This window comes from Acidovorax sp. FG27 (genome assembly GCF_040365715.1).
Taxonomy (GTDB): domain Bacteria; phylum Pseudomonadota; class Gammaproteobacteria; order Burkholderiales; family Burkholderiaceae_C; genus Paracidovorax.
Genome location: NZ_BAABVY010000014.1, coordinates 78,310 through 97,150, shown reverse-complemented (window position 1 = coordinate 97,150; position 18,841 = coordinate 78,310). Strand labels below are relative to the sequence as shown.

General features: G+C 70.5%; 17 protein-coding genes. 10 read left to right on the top strand and 7 right to left on the bottom strand.

What is annotated here, in order from left to right; all coding sequences use genetic code 11:
- Nucleotides 1-17 precede the first annotated feature (17 nt).
- From nadB to prpR, 4 genes are all read right to left on the bottom strand, one after another.
- Nucleotides 18-1,622: an L-aspartate oxidase gene (gene nadB, locus ABWV53_RS19170; RefSeq protein ID WP_353367736.1), complete on the bottom strand. Its 1,605-nt coding sequence runs from the start codon at nt 1,620-1,622 to the stop codon at nt 18-20.
- A gap of 138 nt (nt 1,623-1,760) precedes the next feature.
- Nucleotides 1,761-2,558 carry a segregation and condensation protein A gene (locus ABWV53_RS19165; RefSeq protein ID WP_353367832.1) on the bottom strand — a complete coding sequence of 266 codons (798 nt, stop codon included), beginning with the start codon at nt 2,556-2,558 and terminating at the stop codon, nt 1,761-1,763.
- A 129-nt stretch (nt 2,559-2,687) separates the two neighbouring features.
- Entirely contained in the window at nt 2,688-2,891 is a 204-nt protein-coding gene (locus ABWV53_RS19160; protein ID WP_353367735.1) for a DUF3460 family protein, read from the bottom strand.
- A gap of 73 nt (nt 2,892-2,964) precedes the next feature.
- The gene (gene prpR, locus ABWV53_RS19155) at nt 2,965-4,926 is read right to left on the bottom strand and encodes a propionate catabolism operon regulatory protein PrpR (RefSeq protein WP_353367734.1); all 1,962 of its coding nucleotides are present in this window, start codon (nt 4,924-4,926) and stop codon (nt 2,965-2,967) included.
- A gap of 172 nt (nt 4,927-5,098) precedes the next feature.
- On the opposite strand from prpR, the gene ABWV53_RS19150 reads away from it, so the two are divergent.
- From ABWV53_RS19150 to ABWV53_RS19125, 6 genes are all read left to right on the top strand, one after another.
- Entirely contained in the window at nt 5,099-6,295 is a 1,197-nt protein-coding gene (locus ABWV53_RS19150) for a CaiB/BaiF CoA transferase family protein (protein ID WP_353367733.1), read from the top strand.
- Nucleotides 6,296-6,324: 29 nt separating this feature from the next.
- On the top strand, nt 6,325-7,269 hold the full coding sequence (locus tag ABWV53_RS19145) for a hydroxymethylglutaryl-CoA lyase (protein WP_353367732.1): 945 nt from the start codon (nt 6,325-6,327) through the stop codon (nt 7,267-7,269).
- Nucleotides 7,270-7,330: 61 nt separating this feature from the next.
- Nucleotides 7,331-8,332 (top strand): tripartite tricarboxylate transporter substrate binding protein, encoded by a 1,002-nt coding sequence (locus ABWV53_RS19140; protein ID WP_353367731.1) that lies wholly within the window; start codon nt 7,331-7,333, stop codon nt 8,330-8,332.
- Nucleotides 8,333-8,414: 82 nt separating this feature from the next.
- Complete coding sequence (locus ABWV53_RS19135) at nt 8,415-9,407, top strand: Bug family tripartite tricarboxylate transporter substrate binding protein (protein ID WP_353367730.1); 993 nt, start codon at nt 8,415-8,417, stop codon at nt 9,405-9,407.
- Nucleotides 9,408-9,478: 71 nt separating this feature from the next.
- A complete protein-coding gene (locus tag ABWV53_RS19130; RefSeq protein ID WP_502903940.1) occupies nt 9,479-9,976 on the top strand; it encodes an outer membrane protein assembly factor BamE in 498 nt (165 codons plus the stop codon).
- 94 nt (nt 9,977-10,070) lie between these two features.
- Nucleotides 10,071-10,712, top strand: coding sequence for a DUF6198 family protein (locus ABWV53_RS19125; protein WP_353367729.1), 642 nt, complete (start codon nt 10,071-10,073; stop codon nt 10,710-10,712).
- A 51-nt stretch (nt 10,713-10,763) separates the two neighbouring features.
- Here the strand turns inward: ABWV53_RS19125 and ABWV53_RS19120 are convergent, their stop codons facing one another.
- Nucleotides 10,764-11,018, bottom strand: coding sequence for a hypothetical protein (locus tag ABWV53_RS19120; protein WP_353367830.1), 255 nt, complete (start codon nt 11,016-11,018; stop codon nt 10,764-10,766).
- A gap of 46 nt (nt 11,019-11,064) precedes the next feature.
- Complete coding sequence (gene metG, locus ABWV53_RS19115; protein WP_353367728.1) at nt 11,065-13,155, bottom strand: methionine--tRNA ligase; 2,091 nt, start codon at nt 13,153-13,155, stop codon at nt 11,065-11,067.
- 230 nt (nt 13,156-13,385) lie between these two features.
- Between metG and ABWV53_RS19110 the strand changes: the two genes are divergently transcribed.
- On the top strand, nt 13,386-14,096 hold the full coding sequence (locus tag ABWV53_RS19110) for a P-loop NTPase family protein (RefSeq protein WP_353367727.1): 711 nt from the start codon (nt 13,386-13,388) through the stop codon (nt 14,094-14,096).
- Between the two features lie 52 nt (nt 14,097-14,148).
- On the opposite strand, the gene ABWV53_RS19105 is transcribed toward ABWV53_RS19110, so the two are convergent.
- Nucleotides 14,149-14,718: a restriction endonuclease gene (locus ABWV53_RS19105; protein WP_353367829.1), complete on the bottom strand. Its 570-nt coding sequence runs from the start codon at nt 14,716-14,718 to the stop codon at nt 14,149-14,151.
- 135 nt (nt 14,719-14,853) lie between these two features.
- On the opposite strand from ABWV53_RS19105, the gene apbC reads away from it, so the two are divergent.
- The 3 genes from apbC to ABWV53_RS19090 all read left to right on the top strand — a co-directional run bounded on the left by apbC (nt 14,854) and on the right by ABWV53_RS19090 (nt 18,775).
- Nucleotides 14,854-15,945, top strand: coding sequence for an iron-sulfur cluster carrier protein ApbC (apbC, locus tag ABWV53_RS19100; protein ID WP_353367726.1), 1,092 nt, complete (start codon nt 14,854-14,856; stop codon nt 15,943-15,945).
- Nucleotides 15,946-15,963: 18 nt separating this feature from the next.
- A complete protein-coding gene (locus ABWV53_RS19095) occupies nt 15,964-16,908 on the top strand; it encodes a LysR substrate-binding domain-containing protein (RefSeq protein WP_353367725.1) in 945 nt (314 codons plus the stop codon).
- 196 nt (nt 16,909-17,104) lie between these two features.
- Nucleotides 17,105-18,775 (top strand): OFA family MFS transporter, encoded by a 1,671-nt coding sequence (locus ABWV53_RS19090; protein WP_353367724.1) that lies wholly within the window; start codon nt 17,105-17,107, stop codon nt 18,773-18,775.
- Nucleotides 18,776-18,841 lie beyond the last annotated feature (66 nt).

Here is an 18,841-nt window from a genome sequence, read left to right as displayed (position 1 = left end):
TGTCGTCCGCCAGGCCGTCAGCGCGCGCCCGGCACCAGGATGGTGGGCGCGGCCGGCGCGGCGGGCTCGGGCCAGTCGCGGCTGTAGTGCAGGCCCCGGCTTTCGTGGCGCATCTGGGCCGAGCGCACGATCAGCTCGGCCACCTGCACCAGGTTGCGCAGCTCCAGCAGGTCGCGCGAGACGTGGAAGTTTGCGTAGAACTCGGCGATCTCGGCCTGCAGCAGCGTGATGCGGTGGGCGGCGCGCTCCAGCCGCTTGTTGGTGCGCACGATGCCCACGTAGTCCCACATGAAGCGGCGCAGCTCGTCCCAGTTGTGCGAGATGACCACGCATTCGTCGGCGTCGGTCACGCGGCTGTCGTCCCAGGCGGGCAGCGCGGGCAGGGCCTGCGGCGGCGCCGAGGCGATGTGCCGGGCGGCGGCGCGGGCGAACACCATGCATTCGACCAGCGAGTTGCTGGCCAGCCGGTTGGCGCCGTGCAGGCCGGTGCACGCCGTCTCGCCGATGGCGTAGAGGCCGGGCAGGTCGGTGCGGCCGGCCAGGTCGGTCAGCACGCCGCCGCAGGTGTAGTGGGCGGCGGGCACCACGGGAATGGGCTCCTTCATGATGTCGATGCCCAGCTCGGCGCAGCGCGCCAGGATGTTGGGGAAGTGCTCCCGCAGGAAGGCCGGGCTCTGGTGCGAGATGTCCAGGTGCACGCAGTCGATGCCGTGCGTCTTCATCTCGAAGTCGATGGCGCGGGCCACGATGTCGCGCGGGGCGAGCTCGGCGCGCTCGTCGTGGCGCGGCATGAAGCGCGTGCCGCCGGCCGCGGGCGGCAGCTTCAGCTGTCCGCCTTCGCCGCGCACGGCCTCGCTGATCAGGAACGACTTGGCGTGCGGGTGGTAGAGGCACGTGGGGTGGAACTGGATGAATTCCAGGTTCGCCACCCGGCAGCCGGCGCGCCAGGCGGCGGCGATGCCGTCGCCCGTGGCCGTGTCGGGGTTGGTGGTGTAGAGGTACACCTTGCCCGCGCCGCCCGTCGCCAGGAGGGTGTGCGGCGCGCGGAAGGTGAGCACCTCGTCGGCGGCCTCGTCCAGCACGTAGGCGCCCAGGCTGCGGTCGGCGGTGCCGGCCGTTTGCAGGCCCAGCTTGCCGGCCGTGATGACGTCCACCAGCGTGTGCTGCTCGAAGAGGGTGATGCCCGGCGTGGCGCGCACGGTCTCGATCAGCGTGCGCTGCACGGCGGCGCCGGTGGCGTCTGTCGCATGCACGATGCGGCGCGCGCCGTGGCCGCCCTCGCGCGTCAGGTGCAGCCCGCCGCCGGCTTCATCGAGCGAGAAGGGCACGCCCAGCTGCTGCAGCCAGCGGATGGCGTCGGGCGCGTTCTCCACCACGAAGCGCGTGGCCGCCAGGTCGCAGAGGCCCGCGCCCGCCACCAGGGTGTCCTGCACGTGGTCGTCCACGCTGTCGCCCTCGGCCAGCACGGCGGCGATGCCGCCCTGCGCCCAGCCGCTGGCGCCGTCGTGCAGCTGGCGCTTGGTGACCACCGCCACGCGGTGCGTGGGTGCTAGGTGCAGCGCGGCGCAAAGGCCCGCGAGGCCGCTGCCGATGATGAGGACGTCGAAGTCGTGTGACTGCATGGATGCTTTCCGTGGCCTGCGATGGGGGCGGGGCCCGATGCCAGGGCCGCCGTGGAACGGGCTTTGCCAGGCCGCCGGTGGCGTCCCCCTGCCGCGTAGCGAGAGAAGGGGAAGGCGCCGGAGGCGGCTCAAGGGGTGCTATGTGGGTCGATAGGCGAGGCGGACATAGATGGGCGCGAAGGCTTCGGCCTGCGTGATCTCGATCAGCGTTTCCTTGGCCAGTTCCAGCAGCGCGATGAAGGTGACGACCAGCACGGTGCTGCCCTGCTCCGGGTCGAACAGGTCTTCGAACTCGATGAAGCGGCGGCCCTGCAGGGCTTTGAGCACATGGCTCATGTATTCCCGCACCGAGAGTTCCTCGCGCGTGATGCGGTGGTGCTGCACCAGCCGGGCGCGGCGGATGATGTCGCGCCACGCCTCCTGCAGATCGACCACGTGCACGTCGGGAAAGCGCGGCACCAGGCTTTGCTCGATATAGACCTGCGCCTTGAGGAAGTCGCGGCCATATTGCGGCAGCTGGCCCAGGCGGGCGGCGGCGAGCTTCATCTGCTCGTATTCGAGCAGCCGGCGCACCAGCTCGGCGCGGGGGTCTTCCGCCTCGGCGCCGTCTTCCTGCTTCTTGGGCGGCAGCAGCATGCGCGACTTGATCTCGATCAGCATGGCCGCCATCAGCAGGTATTCGGCCGCCAGCTCCAGGTTGCGGCTGCGGATCTCGTCCACGTAGGCGAGGTACTGCCGCGTCACGCCCACCATGGGGATGTCGAGGATGTTGAAGTTCTGCTTGCGGATCAGGTAGAGCAGCAGGTCGAGCGGCCCCTCGAACGCTTCGAGGAACACTTCCAGCGCGTCGGGCGGGATGTAGAGGTCCTGCGGCAGCGCGAAGAGCGGCTCGCCGTAGAGGCGCGCCAGGGCCACTTGGTCGACCACCTCCGGCATGCCGCCGGCCGTGGCCAGGCCGGTGCCGGAGTCGTCTTCGTCGTGCGAGCGGGAGTTGGCCATTGCTATTGATTTGATAGCAGCTTGCGCTTGTAAATCAAGCGCTGGCGGCCCATTTGACTATGGATTTCAGGATCGCGTCTGGTACACGTAGGGCTGCTGCGCCATCCGCGCCTCGTCGTATTCCTCCCAGGCGCGGTGGTCGACCTGCTTGTCCCAGAGCAGGGCCCGGCCCTGGCGCTGCTGCACGTCCAGCTCGGGCTTGTCCTTCTTGAGCTGGTTGATGAACTGCGTGGTATCGGACTGGTAGTCGGGGCGGCGGAAAAAGGACATGGCGGATAGGGGGTGCGCTGTGGGAGCCGGCGATTTTAGCGGGCTGCGGGCCGCCGCCGCTGCCGCGCCGCCGTCAGGGCGGCGGCGCGTCCTGGGCGTCGGGGTCGAGGTTCAGCTCCCGCAGCCAGCGCCACAGGGTGGATCGGCTCACGCCCAGCCGCCGGGCGGCACCTGCGCGCTGGCCGCCGGCCTCGCGCAGGGCCTGGCGGATGCGCTCGGGCTGGGGCAGCGGGCTGCCGTCCGCCGCGATGCGGCCGGCGGTGCCGGCGAACAGCTCGGGGCAGTCGTGCGCCAGCGCGGCATGGTCCACCGCTTCGGGGCGGTCGTACTGCAGCAGGAAGACGGCGATGCGCTCGGCGATGTTCTCCAGCTCGCGCACGTTGCCGGGCCAGTCGTAGGCCACCAGCCGGGGCAGCAGCGGCGCCAGCGCCCGCTCGGCGTCGATCTGCGCGCCCTGGCGCGCCAGGCAGCGCGCCACCAGCGGGCCGGCCAGGGCGGCGATGTCTTCCCGGCGCTCGCGCAGCGGCGCGATGGCCAGGCGCAGCGTGTTGATGCGGTAGTAGAGGTCCTGCCGGAAGCGCTGCTGCGCGATCAGCTCGGCCAGCGGCTGGTGCGTGGCGGCGATCACCCGCACGTCGATGGGCACCGGGGCGGTGGCGCCCAGGCGCATCACCTCGCGCTCCTGCAGCACGCGCAGCAGCCGGGTCTGCAGCGGCAGCGGCATGTCGCCGATCTCGTCCAGGAACAGCGTGCCGGTGTGCGCCGCCTCGAAGAGGCCGCGCTTGCCGCCGCGCCGTGAGCCGGTGAAGGCCCCTTCCTCGTAGCCGAAGAGCTCGCTCTCCAGCAGCGATTCGGGAAACGACGCGCAGTTGACCGCCACGAACGGCCGCCCCGCCCGGCGGCTGTCGTTGTGGATGCCCTGGGCGAAGAGTTCCTTGCCCACGCCGCTCTCGCCGGTGATGAGCACGCCCAGGTCGGTGCGGGCGAAGCGCCGGGCGCTGGCGATGGCCCGCTGCAGCGCGGGGCTGGTGCCCACCAGGCTGCCGAAACCGTGGCGCGCGGCGTGCTGCTGGCGGCGCTGCAGCATGCGTAGGCTGGTGTCGGCGGCCTGGATGGCGCCGGCGTCGTACAGCGTGAGCGCCGCGCCCACGATCTCGCCGTGCTCGCGGATGGGGGTGCGGTGCGCCACCCAGTCGCGCTGGGCGAAGCGCTGGGCCACGGCCCGCTCCTGCAGGCCGCTTTGCAGCGTGGCGCGCAGCGACAGCGCGGGCTCCAGCGCGTCCAGCGCCTGGCCCTGCAGCCGCACGCCCGGCCCGCCCAGCAGCTGCTGCATGGGCGGGTTGACGGCGATGATGCGGTCCTGCTGGTCCACGGCCACCACGGCCTCCTGCAGGTTGTGCAGCACGCTGTGCAGCTGCTCGTAGCGGCCCGCCTCCAGCCGGGCGACGCGGGCCAGTTCCAGCGCGTCGTCGAAACCCTTGCGGATGCTGGCGAGCGAATAGGCCAGCAGGCCCGTCAGGCCCGCCTGCTCGGCCAGCTCCACCACCAGGCTGGAGCCGACGATCACCTCGAAGCCGGCGCGGCGCAGCGCTTCGAAGCGCTGGCGTGCGTCGTCGGGCGTCTGGTAGGCGTGCTGGCTGATCTCGATGTTGAGCAGGTCCTTCACGGCCTCCAGCTCGGGAATGGTCTGGCCGTACATCACCACCCCCACGCGCCCGGCGATGCGCCGTGCCTGGATCAGCGCCTGCAGCAGATCGAACCCGCCCAGCTGGATGGTGGCGACCGGCGCCTGCAGGCCCGCCCGCAGGATGCTGGCGTTCGAGCCGGCGCTGACGAAGGCGTCCACGCTGCCGCGCTCCAGCCGGTCCTGGGCGATGGCCAGCGCGCCGCCGAAGGTGCCGTCCACCACCTCGATCTGGGCGCGGCCCGCGTATTCGGCCACCACCGGCATGGCGAACTCGCGGATCTGCCGGTAGCTGAGAAAGCACAGGCGCGGCAGGCCGGCGCTGCCGAAGGTGGAGGCGGATGCGGCCATGGATGTGTCGCTGGTTCGATGGTTGTGTCTCATGAGTGTTGCATGAAACGCAAGAGCGCCGCGCCAAAGATCGGTTCCTGAATGAAATCAACGGCTTGCGAGCGGTCCGCGCGCTGGCACGGCCCCTGCGATACCACGGCACTGTCGACGAACGAACCTGGAGATCACCCCCTTGGCACTCGAACACATCACCGTGCTGGACCTGACCCACATGCTGTCCGGCCCCTACGGCACCATGCTGCTGGCCGACCTGGGCGCCCGCACCATCAAGGTGGAGCCGCCCGGAACCGGCGAGGGCACGCGCCGCCTGCTGGAGAACGACCCCGACTATTCGCGTGGCGGCATGGGCGCGTACTACCTCACGCTCAACCGCAACAAGGAAAGCGTCTGCGTGGACCTGAAGAGCCCCGCCGGCCGGGAGGTCTTCTTGGACCTGGTGCGCCAGGCCGACGTGGTGTTCGACAACTTCAGCGTCGGCGTGACCGAGCGCCTGGGCATCGACTACGCGGCGCTCTCGCAGGTGAATCCGCGCATCGTGACCTGCTCGGTCACCGGCTTCGGCCAGACCGGCCCGCACACGCAGCGGCCGGCGTTCGACCAGGTGGTGCAGGCGATGGGCGGCGGCATGTCCATCACCGGCACCCCCGAGACCGGGCCCACGCGCAGCGGCATCCCGATCGGCGACCTGGGCGGCGGGCTGTTCGGCGCGCTGGGCGTGCTGGCCGCGCTGGTCGAGCGCGACCGCACGGGCCGGGGCCAGCATGTGGACATCTCCATGCTGGACGCGCAGATCTCGCTGCTCAACTACATGGCCACCATGCACTTCATGTCGGGCCACGTGCCCGAGGGCATCGGCAACGGCCACTTCGTGCACGTGCCCTACAACAGCTATCCCACGGCGGACGGCCACATCATCATCGCCTGCATCGGCGACGGCTTCTTCGACCGCTTCGTGGACTTCATCGGCCTCGATGCCCTGCGCAAGCCCGAGTACCGCCAGCAGCCGGTGCGCTTCTCCGCCAAGGCCGAGATCGACGCCATCGTCGCGGACGAGCTGCGCAAGCAGCCTACCGCGCACTGGCTGGAGCGGCTGCGGGAGGCGCGCATCCCCTGCGGCCCGGTGAACGACTTCGCCCAGGCGCTGAGCGACCCGCAGGTGCTGGCGCGCGACATGGTGGTGACCGTGCCGCTGCCGGACGGCGAGCCGCTGCGCATGCCCGGCAACCCGGTCAAGCTGTCGTCCGCGCCGCAGCGCAGCTTTGGCGCGCCACCCCGGCTGGGCGAGCAGACCGCCGCCGTGCTGGGCGGCTGGCTGGGCTACCCGGCCGAGCGGCTGGCCCGGCTGCGCGAAGACGGCGCCATCGCCTGATGCCCGGAGCGAACGCCATGCCGCAAGCCATGACCGACCACCGCATCCACATCACCGACGTGGCGCCCCGCGACGGGCTGCAGAACCAGCAGGTGCCCGTGTCCACCGAATCCAAGCTGGCGCTGATCGGCGTGCTCGAAGCCGCCGGCGTGCGCAGCGTGGAGGCCACGAGCTTCGTGTCGCCCCGGGCCGTGCCGCAGATGGCCGACGCGGGCGAGCTGGTGCCCGCCGTCGCGGCGCGCTGGCCTCGGCTGCGCACCTCGGTGCTGGTGCCCAACCTGAAGGGGCTGGAACGCGCCCATGCCGCCGGGGCGCGGGAAATCGCCGTGGTGCTCTCGGCCACCGAGACCATGAACGCCCGCAACATCAACATGGGGCTTGCGCAGGCCACCGAGGTGAGCGAGCAGACCCTGGCCGCCGCCCACGCCCTGGGCCTGCGCACGCGGGCCTACGTGGCGGTGGCGTTCGACTGCCCGTTCGAGGGCCAAACGCCGCTGCCTGAAGTGCTGCGCCTGGCCGCACGCATGCACTCCGCCGGCGCGGGCGAGGTGGTGATCGCCGACACCATTGGCTCGGCATCGCCCGGCCAGGTCAAGGAGCGCTTCGCCGCGCTGCGCGAGGTGGTGCCCATCGATCGCCTCGCCGTGCACCTGCACGACACGCGCGGCATGGGCGCGGCCAACGCCTGGGCGGCGCTGGAGGCCGGCGTGCGGCGCTTCGACGCCAGCGTGGGCGGCATCGGCGGCTGCCCTTTCGCGCCCGGTGCCGCCGGCAACCTCGCCACCGAGGACCTGGTGCTGCTGGCGGAACGCAGCGGCCTCGCCACCGGCGTGTCGCTGGACGGGCTGCTGGACGCCATCGACTTCGCGCAGACGCTGCTGCAGCGGCCGCTGGGCGGCCGGTCCATCGCGTGGCTGCGGCGCGAGCAGGCAAAAAAACGCACTGCGCAGGCGGCCGAGCCCACCCCCGCCTGACGGCCCGCCGGCCGCAGAGCCCCCCGGTCAGACACATCACAACATTCAGGAGACAAGACCCATGCACCAAGACCCTCACCCATCCTCCGGCCAAAAGGCCATCACCCGCCGCCTGGCCCTGGCCGGCCTGGGCGCCTGGGGCGCCACCGCCCTGGGCGCCGCCCACCCGCAGGACAAGCCCTATCCGGCCAAGCCGGTCACCATCGTCGTGCCGTACTCGGCCGGCGGCGGCACCGACATCGTCGGCCGCCTCATGGCGCAGCGGCTGTCCGAGCTGTGGGGCCAGTCGGTGGTGGTGGACAACCGCACCGGCGCCAACGGCGTGATCGGCTCCGCCCACGTGGCCAAGGCCGCGCCGGACGGCTACACCCTGCTGCTGGTGGTGGGCTCGCACGCCATCAACCCCGTGTTGATGAAAAGCATGCCCTACGACACCATGAAGGCGTTCACGCCGGTGACCAACATCGCCACCTCGCCCATGGTGCTGGTGGTGGCGGCCGACGGCCCCTACAAGCGCCTGCCCGAACTGGTGCAGGCGGCGAAGGCGCAGGAGATTGCGGTGGGCTATTCGGAAGGGCAGACGCGGCTGACGGGCGAGCTGATCCGCCAGTCCGGCCAGCTCAAGACCACCGGCGTGCCCTACAAGGGCGGCGCGCCCATCATGGTGGACATCATCGGCGGCCACCTGCCGGCCGGCGTGACCAGCGTGCTCACGGCCCTGCCGCACATCCATTCGGGCAAGCTGCGGGTGGTGGGCGTGGCCGCGCCGCAGCGCATGGCCCTGTTCCCCGACGCCATGACCTTCGACGAAGCCGGCCTGCGGGGCGTGCAATCGCTCAACTGGTACGGCCTGTTCGGCCCGGCCGGCATGCCGCAGGCGGTGGTCGAGCGCCTGCATGCCGACCTGCGCAAGGTGGCGGCCGACCCGGCCGTGGCCCGGCAGATGCAGGACCAGGGCGCGGACATCGTGCTCACCCCGCCCGCCGAGTTCCGCCGCTTCATCGAGGGCGAAACCCAGAAGTGGGCCCAGGTGGCCGAGCGCGGCGGCATCCGCGCCGAATGAAACGGCGGCCCGGGCGACGCGCCGCAGAGCGCGCGCCCGCTGCGGGCCGGCCCCGCATTCCAGAACGACAAGGAGACGAGACATGACCCCCTTCCAACCGTTGCGGCGCCACCTGACCGCGAGCCTCTCGGCGTTCTGCCTCGCGCTCGCCGCGGGCGGCGCCTCGGCCCAGGCCGACTACCCCAGCAAGCCCATCCGGCTCATCGTGCCCTTCGCCCCGGGCGGCGTGACCGACACCGGCGCCCGGGTGGTGGCCGAGCGCCTGGGCGCCCGCCTGGGCCAGCAGGTGGTGGTGGACAACCGGCCGGGCGCCTCCGGCAACATCGGCACGCAGATGGGCGCCACCGCCGCGCCCGACGGCTACACCCTGGTGGTGGGCTTCGACGGCACCATGGTCATCAACCCGCACGTGTTCGCCAAGGTGCCGTTCGACACGCTCAAGGACTTCGCGCCCGTCAGCAAGATCGGCGACGCGGCGCTGGTCATCGTGACGCACCCGTCGGTGCCGGCGAAGGACTTCGCGTCGCTGGTGGCGCATTCCAAAACGCAGGCTGGCGGTGTCTCGTACGGCAGCGCGGGCACCGGCAGCACGCCGCACCTGGCGGGCGAGCTGCTGCGTGTGCGTACCGGGGCGAACTTCGTGCACGTGCCTTACAAGGGCGGCGGCCACGCGCTGGCCGACGTGGTGGGCGGATCGCTGCCCATGCTGTACACGGCGGTGGCGGGCGCCTATCCGTTCATCCAGCGCGGGCAGGTGCAGGCCATCGCGGTGTCGAGCGCCCAGCGGCTGCCCTCGCTGCCCAACGTGCCGACGGTGGCGGAATCGGGCGTGCCGGGCTTCGAGGTGAATTCGTGGATCGGCATCCTGGCGCCGGCGAAGACCCCGCCGGCCATCGTCGATCGGCTGCAGCGCGAGCTGCACGCCGTGGTGCACTCGCCCGACATCAAGGAGCGGCTGGCGTCCCTGGGCATTCTCGCGTCGGGCAACACGCCGGCGGAGTTCCGCGCCGAGATGGAGGCCGACCTGCGCAAGTACGGCGAGGTCGTCAAGGCCGCGAACACCCGCTCCGACTGACCGCCGGCTCCTCTATAGTGGTTCCCGGCCGCCCAGGGGGGGCGGCACGCATCGGGACAAGGAGAGACGGCATGGCAATGGGACGGTGGGGCGCTGCGGTGGTGGCCGCGCTGGCGGTGGCGAGCCTGGGCGGCTGCGACCTGCAGCGCATCAGCGAATTGCAGGTCGGCACCTCGACCGAGGCCGACGTGCGCTCGCGCTTCGGCGAGCCCGAGCGGGTCTGGGACGAGCCGGGCGGCGCCCGCACCTTCGAATACAACCGCCAGCCGGCCGGTGCGGTCAACTACATGATTACCATCGGCCCCGATGGTCGGCTGAGCGCGCTGCGCCAGGTGCTGACGCCGGCTGAATTCGCGCAGATCACGCCCGGCATGACGGTAAACGAGGTGCGCCGGCGCCTCGGCAAGCCCATGAAGACGATGAGCTTCGCGCTCAAGGGCGAAACGGAATGGGACTGGCGCTGGAACGACGGCGGCACGCGGCCGATGATCTTCACCGCCGTGTTCGGCGGCGACGGGCGGGTGCTGCGCACTGCCAGCGTGGAGGAAATCCCCCAGGGCGGCCGCTGAGCGCCGCGCGCCGGCTGGCGCGGGGCTTGCATGCGCCGGGCCCGCCCTGCCGCCAGCGGCCAGAGGGCGCATTCCTCCTTCTTCGCACCCCACCATGCCTACCGACTCCACGCCCCCGGCGGCGCCCGCGCACCCCGCAGAATCGCTGCGCCACGGCTACTACGAAGACGCCCAGGCGCTCTTCGCCGGCACGCTGTTCGTCGCCATGGCGCTGATGCTGTTCGGCCAGGCCGGGCTGCTCATCGGCAGCACGGCCGGGGTGGCCTTCCTGCTGCACTACCTGACCGACATCTCCTTCGGCAAGCTCTTCTTCGCCATCAACCTGCCGTTCTACTGGTTCGCCTGGACGCGCATGGGTCGGGAATTCACCGTCAAGACCTTCCTCTCGGTCGCGCTGCTGTCGGCGCTGACCGAGATGTTCCCCCATGTCATGCACGTGGACTACCTCAACCCGCTGTTCGCCGCCGTGCTGGGCGGGCTGCTGCTGGGCACCGGTTGCCTGTTCCTGGCACGGCACCGCTCCAGTCTGGGCGGCGCCACCATCCTCTCGCTGTACCTGCAGCAGAGCCGGGGCATCCGGGCCGGCAAGGTGCAGATGGCGATCGACTGCGTGGTGGTGCTGCTGGCGCTCTTCGTGGTGCCGCCCGACCGGGTGGCCTATTCGGTGCTGGCGGTGCTGGTGATGAGCGGATTTCTCTGGATCAGCCACCGCCCCGGGCGCTACGTCGGGCATTGAACGTCGCCGCAGGCACGCGGGTGCGCGGGCACGGAGGGCGCGGCGGGCGGCTCAGGAGCCCGCCGGCCGGATCGATTCACGCACCTGGATGCCGCTCTGGTCATCCCCGCCGCCCATCGCCGCGTCGGCCGCCATGCCCACGCCCTTGCCGACAATCTTCGCCGTACCCACAGCGGCATCGGCCGCCAGTCCGACGGCGCTGGCCGTGACGCTCACAGCCGCGCCGGCCACGGCGACCACCGTGCAGCCGGAGCCCAGCCCGGCCAGGGCCGCCGCCAGGGCGATGCAGGGCAGGCGCTGGCGCATGCGGCGCGGGCCGGGTTGGGAGCGCATGGGGCAGCAGCCCAGGCGGTCAGCGCACGCGCATGCCGGGCGTGGCGCCGGGCAGCGGCTCCAGCACGTAGATGCCCGGCTGGGCCTTCTCGTCGCCGTGGCTGGCGGCCAGCACCATGCCTTCGCTCACGCCGAACTTCATCTTGCGCGGCGCCAGGTTGGCGACCATCACCGTGTGCTTGCCGATCAGGTCGGCCGGCTGGTAGGCGCTGGCGATGCCGCTGAAGACGTTGCGTGTCTTGCCTTCGCCCACGTCCAGCGTCAGGCGCAGAAGCTTGGTGGAGCCTTCGACCGGCTCGCAGTTCACGATCCGCGCGATGCGCAGGTCGATCTTGGCGAAGTCGTCGATGCCGATGGTGGGCGCGAGCGCCTCGCCGCCGGGTTCTGCTATGGTTTCAGTAGCTGCAGGCGCAGGCGTGGCGGGCGCTGGAGGCTCGAAAAGGGCTTCGAGCTGCTCCGGCGTGACCCGCTGCATCAGGTGCTGGTAGGGGGCGATGGCCTGCACGTCGCCGGCGACGCTCCACTGCTGCATGCTCTGGCCGACGAATTTCTCCACCGCCAGCGACAGGCCCGGCAGCACCGGCGCCAGGTAGCGCGTCAGCGCCGCGAAGGCGTTCACCAGCACCGAGCAGACCTGATGCAGCGCCAGGTTGTTGGCCGGGTCCTTGGCCAGGTCCCAGGGCTTGTTCTGGTCCACGTAGGCGTTGACCCGGTCGGCCAGCAGCATGATCTCGCGGGTGGCGCGGCCGTATTCGCGCGCCTCGTACATCTGCGCGATGGCATCGCCCGCGCCCCGCACGTCGGCCAGCAGGGCGCTGCCTGCGGCGCCGAAGTCGCTGGTCAGGCGGCCCTCGAAGCGCTTGGTGAGAAAGCCCGCCGCCCGGCTGGCGATGTTGACGTACTTGCCGATCAGGTCGCTGTTCACGCGCAGCATGAAGTCCTCGGCGTTGAAGTCGATGTCTTCGTTGCGGGCGCTGAGCTTGGCCGCCAGGTAGTAGCGCAGCCACTCGGCGTTCATGTCCAGCTTCAGGTACTTGAGCGGGTCCAGGCCCGTGCCCCGGCTCTTGCTCATCTTCTCGCCGTTGTTCACGGTGAGGAAGCCGTGCACGAAGACGTTGTCGGGCGTCTTGCGGCCGCTGAAATGCAGCATGGCGGGCCAGAACAGCGTATGGAAGGTGACGATGTCCTTGCCGATGAAGTGGTACTGCTCCAGCAGCGGGTTGGCCATGTAGGCGTCGTAGTTCTCGCCGCGCTTTTCCAGCAGGTTCTTCAGCGACGCCAGGTAGCCCACGGGCGCGTCCAGCCACACGTAGAAGTATTTGCCCGGCGCGTCCGGGATCTCGATGCCGAAGTAGGGAGCGTCGCGGCTGATGTCCCAGTCGCCCAGGCCCTCGCTCTGCGTGCCGTCCGGGTTGGTGCGCACGGAGAACCATTCGCGGATCTTGTTGGCCACCTCGGGCTGCAGCCTGCCGTCCTGCGTCCACTTTCCCAGGAACTCCACGCAGCGCGGGTCGGAGAGCTTGAAGAAGAAATGCTCCGAGCTCTTGAGCTCCGGCCTGGCGCCCGAGAGGGCCGAAAACGGCTCGATCAGGTCGGTGGGCGCATAGACGGAGCCGCAGACCTCGCAGTTGTCGCCGTACTGGTCCTTGGCATGGCACTTGGGGCACTCGCCCTTGATGTAGCGGTCGGGCAGGAACATGTTCTTCTCGGGGTCGAAGAACTGCTCGATGGTGCGCACCTCGATCAGGCTGCCGTCGGCGCGGTCGCGCAGGTCGCGGTAGATCTGGCGGGCCAGTTCGTGGTTCTCGGGCGCGTCGGTGCTGTGCCAGTTGTCGAAGCTGATGTGAAAGCCGTCCAGGTACTGCCTGCGGCCGGCGGCGATGCCGGCGACGAACTGCTGGGGCGTCACGCCGGCCTTTTCGGCGGCGATCATGATCGGCGCGCCGTGCGTGTCGTCGGCGCCCACGAAGTTGACCGGATGCCCGCGCATGCGCTGGAACCGCACCCAGATGTCGGCCTGGATGTATTCCATGATGTGGCCGATGTGGAAGTTGCCGTTGGCGTAGGGCAGGGCGGTGGTGACGAAGAGGTGGCGTGCGGGGGACGTCATGGGCAGTGCGGCTTTTTTCGGGCGGAACGGGAGATTTTAGGCGCTGCACTCCCCACCGGCCGGCGAACCCGCTGCGGCCCGCCCCGATGCGGGCGCGGTACATTCTGCGGCCCTGCGGGCGGACGGCATCGTGCGCGCCCGCAGGGCCTGCACCGGGCGCGGGGCGTGTGCCCCGAGCCCGGCGCAGGTCTTGCTTCTTTTCGCTTTTCAGCCTGACTCCAAGGAAACCCATGGCATCCATCAACTTCATCGGCGGCGAAAAGGGCGGCGTCGGCAAGTCCGTCGTCGCCCGGCTGCTGGCCCAGTACTTCATCGACCACGGGCGCGCCTTCACGGGCTTCGACACCGACCGTTCGCACACCTCGTTCCAGCGCTTCTATGGCGATTACGCCGCGCCGGTGGTGGTGGACACCTACGAGGGGCTCGATGCCATCGCCGGCGTGTACGAGTCGCTGCCCGAGGCCGGGCCGGCACCGCACGTGATCGTCGATCTGGCCGCGCAGACGGCCGCTCCGCTCGCGCGCTGGGTCCAGGACTCCGACCTGGTGGCGCTGATGGATGGCATGGGCGTGGCGGTGAATTTCTGGCACGTCACGGACGGGGGCAAGGACTCGGTGGACCTGCTGGGCCGCCTGATCGATACCTACGGCGCCGGCCCCGGCTACATCGTGGTCCGCAACCAGGGCCGCGGCAGCGACTTCGCCCAGCTGGACGCCTCCGACGCGCTGCGCCGGCTGCGCGACGCGGGCGGCCATGTGATCGACTTGGCACCCCTGCACGAGGCGAGCATGCGCAAGATCGACCGGCAGAACGCCAGCTTCTGGGCGGCCGCTCACGGCACGACCGGCCCGGATGCGCTGGGCCTGCTGGAGCGCCAGCGCGTGAAGACCTGGCTCAGGCGCGCCTACGCGGAGCTGGACGCCCTGCCGCTGGGCGCGTAGGGCCTGGGGCCAGCCCCGCCCGGCGGAGTCTGGCGCGCTGGGCGGCCGCCCTTCAGCGGGCGGGGTGCCGAAGCAGCAGCACGGCCAGCGCGTCCGCTTCCATCAGCACCAGGCCGTTGTCGCGGGCGAAGTCGCGGGCGTTGTCGCTCACCTGGCCCTGCAGCGCCACGTAGATGCCGGCCGTGGCCTGATGCGCCCGCACGGCGGCCTGCAGCTCGCGCAGCGGCTCGGCGCCATGGGTGGCGGCCTTCCAGCGGCGCGCCATCACCAGCAGCGTCTGGCCGCCGCGTGCCAGGCGCAGGTCGGCCGGCTGGCCGTTCAAGCGCTGCACCGTGTGGCCTTCGGCCTGCCAGGCGCGTTCCAGCGCGGCGGAGAAGTCACGCCAGGACATGCCGGCCGCCGCCGACCGCACGGCCGCGACCTTCGCCGCGCTGGGCGCCTTCCATTGCCGCCACGCCGCCATGCTGCCCACGACGAGCAGCGGCAGCACGCCCACCGCCGCAAAGGGCGCCAGGTGGGCCGGCAGCAGCGCGCCGCACAGCAGCGCGATGGCGGCCGCCGCCACGAAGCTGATCCACCACGGCGAGCGCAGCAGGATCGCGAACAGGGAATTGGGAGCCATCTTGAATTTCACGGGGCGGTCTCTGGGAAAGCGGGGAGGAAGGCGGGCGCGGCCATGCGAGGCGCGATTGTCCCGCAGGCCGGCAGGGGCGCGGGCGTTCGATAGACTACCCGACCCACAGGAGTGAAGAACAGCATGGCAGTCACAGAACAGGGCCTCTTGGCGGCGCTCGCGCAGGTGCGCGACCCCCATACCGGCAAGGATTTCGTCTCCACCCGCGCCTTGCGCAACGTGCAGATCAGCGGCGCGGACGTCGCCTTCGACGTGGAGCTGGGCTATCCGGCCAGGAGCCTGGTGCCCGAGCTGCGGCGCCAGTTCGTGGCCGCCGCCCGTGCCGTGCCGGGGGTGGAGAACGTCTCGGTGCAGATCGCGAGCAAGGTCACGGCCCATGCCGTGCAGCGCGGCGTGCAGCTGCTGCCCCAGGTGAAGAACATCATCGCCGTGGCCTCGGGCAAGGGCGGCGTGGGCAAGAGCACCACCGCCGCCAACCTGGCGCTGGCACTGGCCGCCGAGGGCGCCAGCGTGGGCGTGCTCGACGCCGACATCTACGGCCCCAGCCAGCCCATGATGCTGGGCATCAGCCGCCGCCCGGAAAGCGACGACGGCAAGACCATGGAGCCGCTGGAAAACCACGGCGTGCAGGTGATGTCCATCGGCTTCCTGATCGACCAGGACGAGGCCATGATCTGGCGCGGCCCCATGGCCACCCAGGCGCTGGAGCAGCTGCTGCGCCAGACCAACTGGAAGGACCTCGATTACCTCATCATCGACATGCCGCCCGGCACCGGCGACATCCAGCTCACGCTCAGCCAGCGCGTGCCCATGACCGGCGCGGTCATCGTCACTACCCCGCAGGACATCGCCCTGCTGGACGCCAAGAAAGGCATCAAGATGTTCGAGAAGGTAGGCGTGCCCATCCTCGGCATCGTCGAGAACATGGCCGCCCACGTGTGCAGCCAGTGCGGCCATGTCGAGCACATCTTCGGCGCTGACGGCGGCAGGAAGATGGCGGCGGAATACGGCATGGACTACCTGGGCGCGCTGCCGCTGGACATGTCCATCCGCCTGCAGGCCGACAGCGGCAAGCCCACGGTGGTGGCCGACCCGGACGGCGAGGTCGCGCAGATCTACAAGAAGGTGGCGCGCGACGTGGCGGTCAAGATCGCCCAGCAGGCCAAGGATTTCTCTTCCAAGTTCCCGACGATTTCCATCAGTAAGGACACCTGAGATAAGGCCCCAAGTTCCATGAACCTGCTGGCCGCCATGCGCTATCTCGTCGCCCTCGACGAGCATCGCCACTTCGGCCGGGCGGCGCAGGCCTGCCACATCACGCAGCCGGCGCTGTCGAACGCGCTGCGGGCGCTGGAGGAAGAATTCGGCGTGGTGATCGTGCAGCGGGGCCGGGCGTTCGAAGGCCTGACGCACGAGGGCGACGCGGTGGTGGCCGCCGCCCGGCGCATGCTGCACGACACCGAGGTGCTGCGGCGCGAGCTGCGCAGCACCGAGGAGTCGCCCCGGGGCCGCCTGCGCATGGCGGCCACGCCCACGGCCATTCCGCTGCTGTCGCGCTTTGCCGTGCAGCTGCGCACGCGGCACCCGGGCATCCAGCCGGTGGTGCTGTCCATGAGTTCGGTCGAACTGGAGCGCGGGCTGGAAGACCTCTCGGTCGACCTGGCGCTGGGCTACAGCGAGCGCATGCAGGCCCAGCGGGCGCAGCTGCGGTCGTGGCCGCAGTGCACCGAACGCTACTACCTGGTGCGCCGCGCCGCCAGGCCGGCGCCGCAGCGCCTGCGCATCGGCGACGCCATCGCCTGGAGCAAGGCCGGCCGCCTGCCGCTGTGCCTGCTCACGCCGGACATGTTCAACCGCTCCATCGTCGACGACGCGCTGCGCGAGGCCGGCGCGTCGCCCGTGCCCGCGATCGAGACCAACTCCGTGCTGACGCTGGTGCTGAGCGTGCTGTCGGGCGAGGTCTGCAGCGTGCTGCCCGGCGCCATGGTGGCGGCGTCGCGCCACGAGCGGTCCCTGGAGGCGCTGCCGCTGGTGTCGCCCGACATCCGCACGCCCATCGGGTTCATGACGCAGCGGATGCCGCGGATGTCCCGCGCGCTGGAAGCCGCGGTGGCCTTGCTGGAGCAGCCGGCCTGGGCCGAGGAAGTGGCGGCCTCCAGCGGCTCCATCGACGGCTGACTCACCAGGCCGGTGGCCGCAACCGCCACCTGTGTTCGGCCGTGCATACATTCGGGTTTTGAATCGGCCCATGCGCTGATTCCATTTGACGCCCCGACGGATACATCCAGACACTCCGTGCCGACTTGACTGCCGTCAAGCATTTGGCAACAGGGCTGCGCGCAGGCGCGCCCACCACCAGGAGAGGGAGCATTCGATGGCTGCTGCATCGGCAACGGTAGGCAAGGAATCCGGGACGGCCCCCGGTTTTCTGGACAAGGAACGCATCATCGCGGGCCCGGGCTTCAATCGCTGGCTGGTGCCGCCCGCGGCCCTGGCCATCCACCTGTGCATCGGCATGGCCTACGGCTTCTCGGTGTTCTGGCTGCCGCTGTCCAAGGCGCTGTCCACTGCAGGGACGGGTGCGGCCTGCCCCAAGGACATGAGCTTCTTCGCGGAGCTGTTCGCCACAGGCTGCGACTGGCGCGTGGCCACGCTGGGCTGGATGTACACGCTGTTCTTCGTCTTCCTGGGCTGCTCGGCCGCCGTCTGGGGCGGCTGGCTGGAGCGCGCCGGCCCGCGCAAGGCCGGCGTGGTGTCGGCCGTGTGCTGGTGCGGCGGCATGCTGCTGTCGGCGCTGGGCATCCACCTGCACCAGTTCTGGCTGATGATCCTGGGCTCGGGCGTGATCGGCGGCATCGGCCTCGGGCTGGGCTACATCTCGCCGGTGTCCACGCTCATCAAGTGGTTTCCTGACCGGCGCGGCATGGCGACCGGCATGGCCATCATGGGCTTCGGCGGCGGCGCGATGATCGGCTCGCCCCTGGCGGTGGACCTGATGAAGCACTTCGCCACGCCGACCGACGTGGGCGTGATGCAGACCTTCGTGGTCATGGCGCTGGTCTACTTCGTGTTCATGATGGCTGGCGCCCTGGGCTACCGCGTGCCCGCCACGGGCTGGAAGCCGGCCGGCTGGACGCCGCCGCCCCCGTCGGCCAACACCATGATCACGCAGCGCCACGTGCACGTGAAGCGGGTCTGGGGCATTCCGCAGTTCTGGCTGGTGTGGGTGGTGCTGTGCATGAACGTCAGCGCCGGCATCGGCGTGATCGGCATGGCGTCGCCCATGCTGCAGGAAGTGTTCGGCGGCGGCCTCATCGGCGTGCCGCAAAAATTCGGTGAGCTCGACAAGGCGCAGCTGGCCGCCATCGCGGCGGTGGCGGGGGGCTTCACCGCGCTGCTGTCGCTCTTCAACATCGGCGGGCGATTCTTCTGGGCGAGCCTCTCGGACAAGCTCGGTCGCAAGATGACCTACGTGATCTTCTTCGTGCTGGGCGGGCTCATGTACGCCAGCATTCCCAGCTCGGCCAGCGCCGGTCACAAGCTGCTGTTCGTGGGCGCGTTCTGCGTCATCCTGTCGATGTACGGCGGCGGCTTCGCCACGGTGCCGGCCTACCTGGCCGACCTGTTCGGCACGCAGTTCGTCGGCGCCATCCACGGCCGCCTGCTCACGGCCTGGGCTACCGCCGGCATCCTCGGGCCGGTGGTGGTGAACTACATGCGCGAATACCAGCTGGGCCTGGGCCTGCCGCGCGAGCAGGTCTACAACCAGACCATGTACATCCTGGTGGGCATGCTGGTGATCGGCCTCGTCGCCAACCTGCTGGTGCGGCCGCTGGCCGACAAATGGTTCATGAGCGACGAAGAGCTGGCCCATGAAAAGCGGCTGGCGCACGAGAAGAGCGTGGCGGCGGAAGTGGGCAGCGGCACGGGCGCGGGCGGAGCGACCAGCCCGGCGCTGGTGGCATTCGCCTGGCTGGCGGTGGGCATTCCGCTCTGCTGGGGTATCTACAAGACACTGGGCAGCGCCGCCAAGTTCTTCCAGTAACCCGCCGTGCCGCCCGGACAGGAACGGCGCCGACACGCCCGCGGCGCCCGCCCCCCTACGATGGGA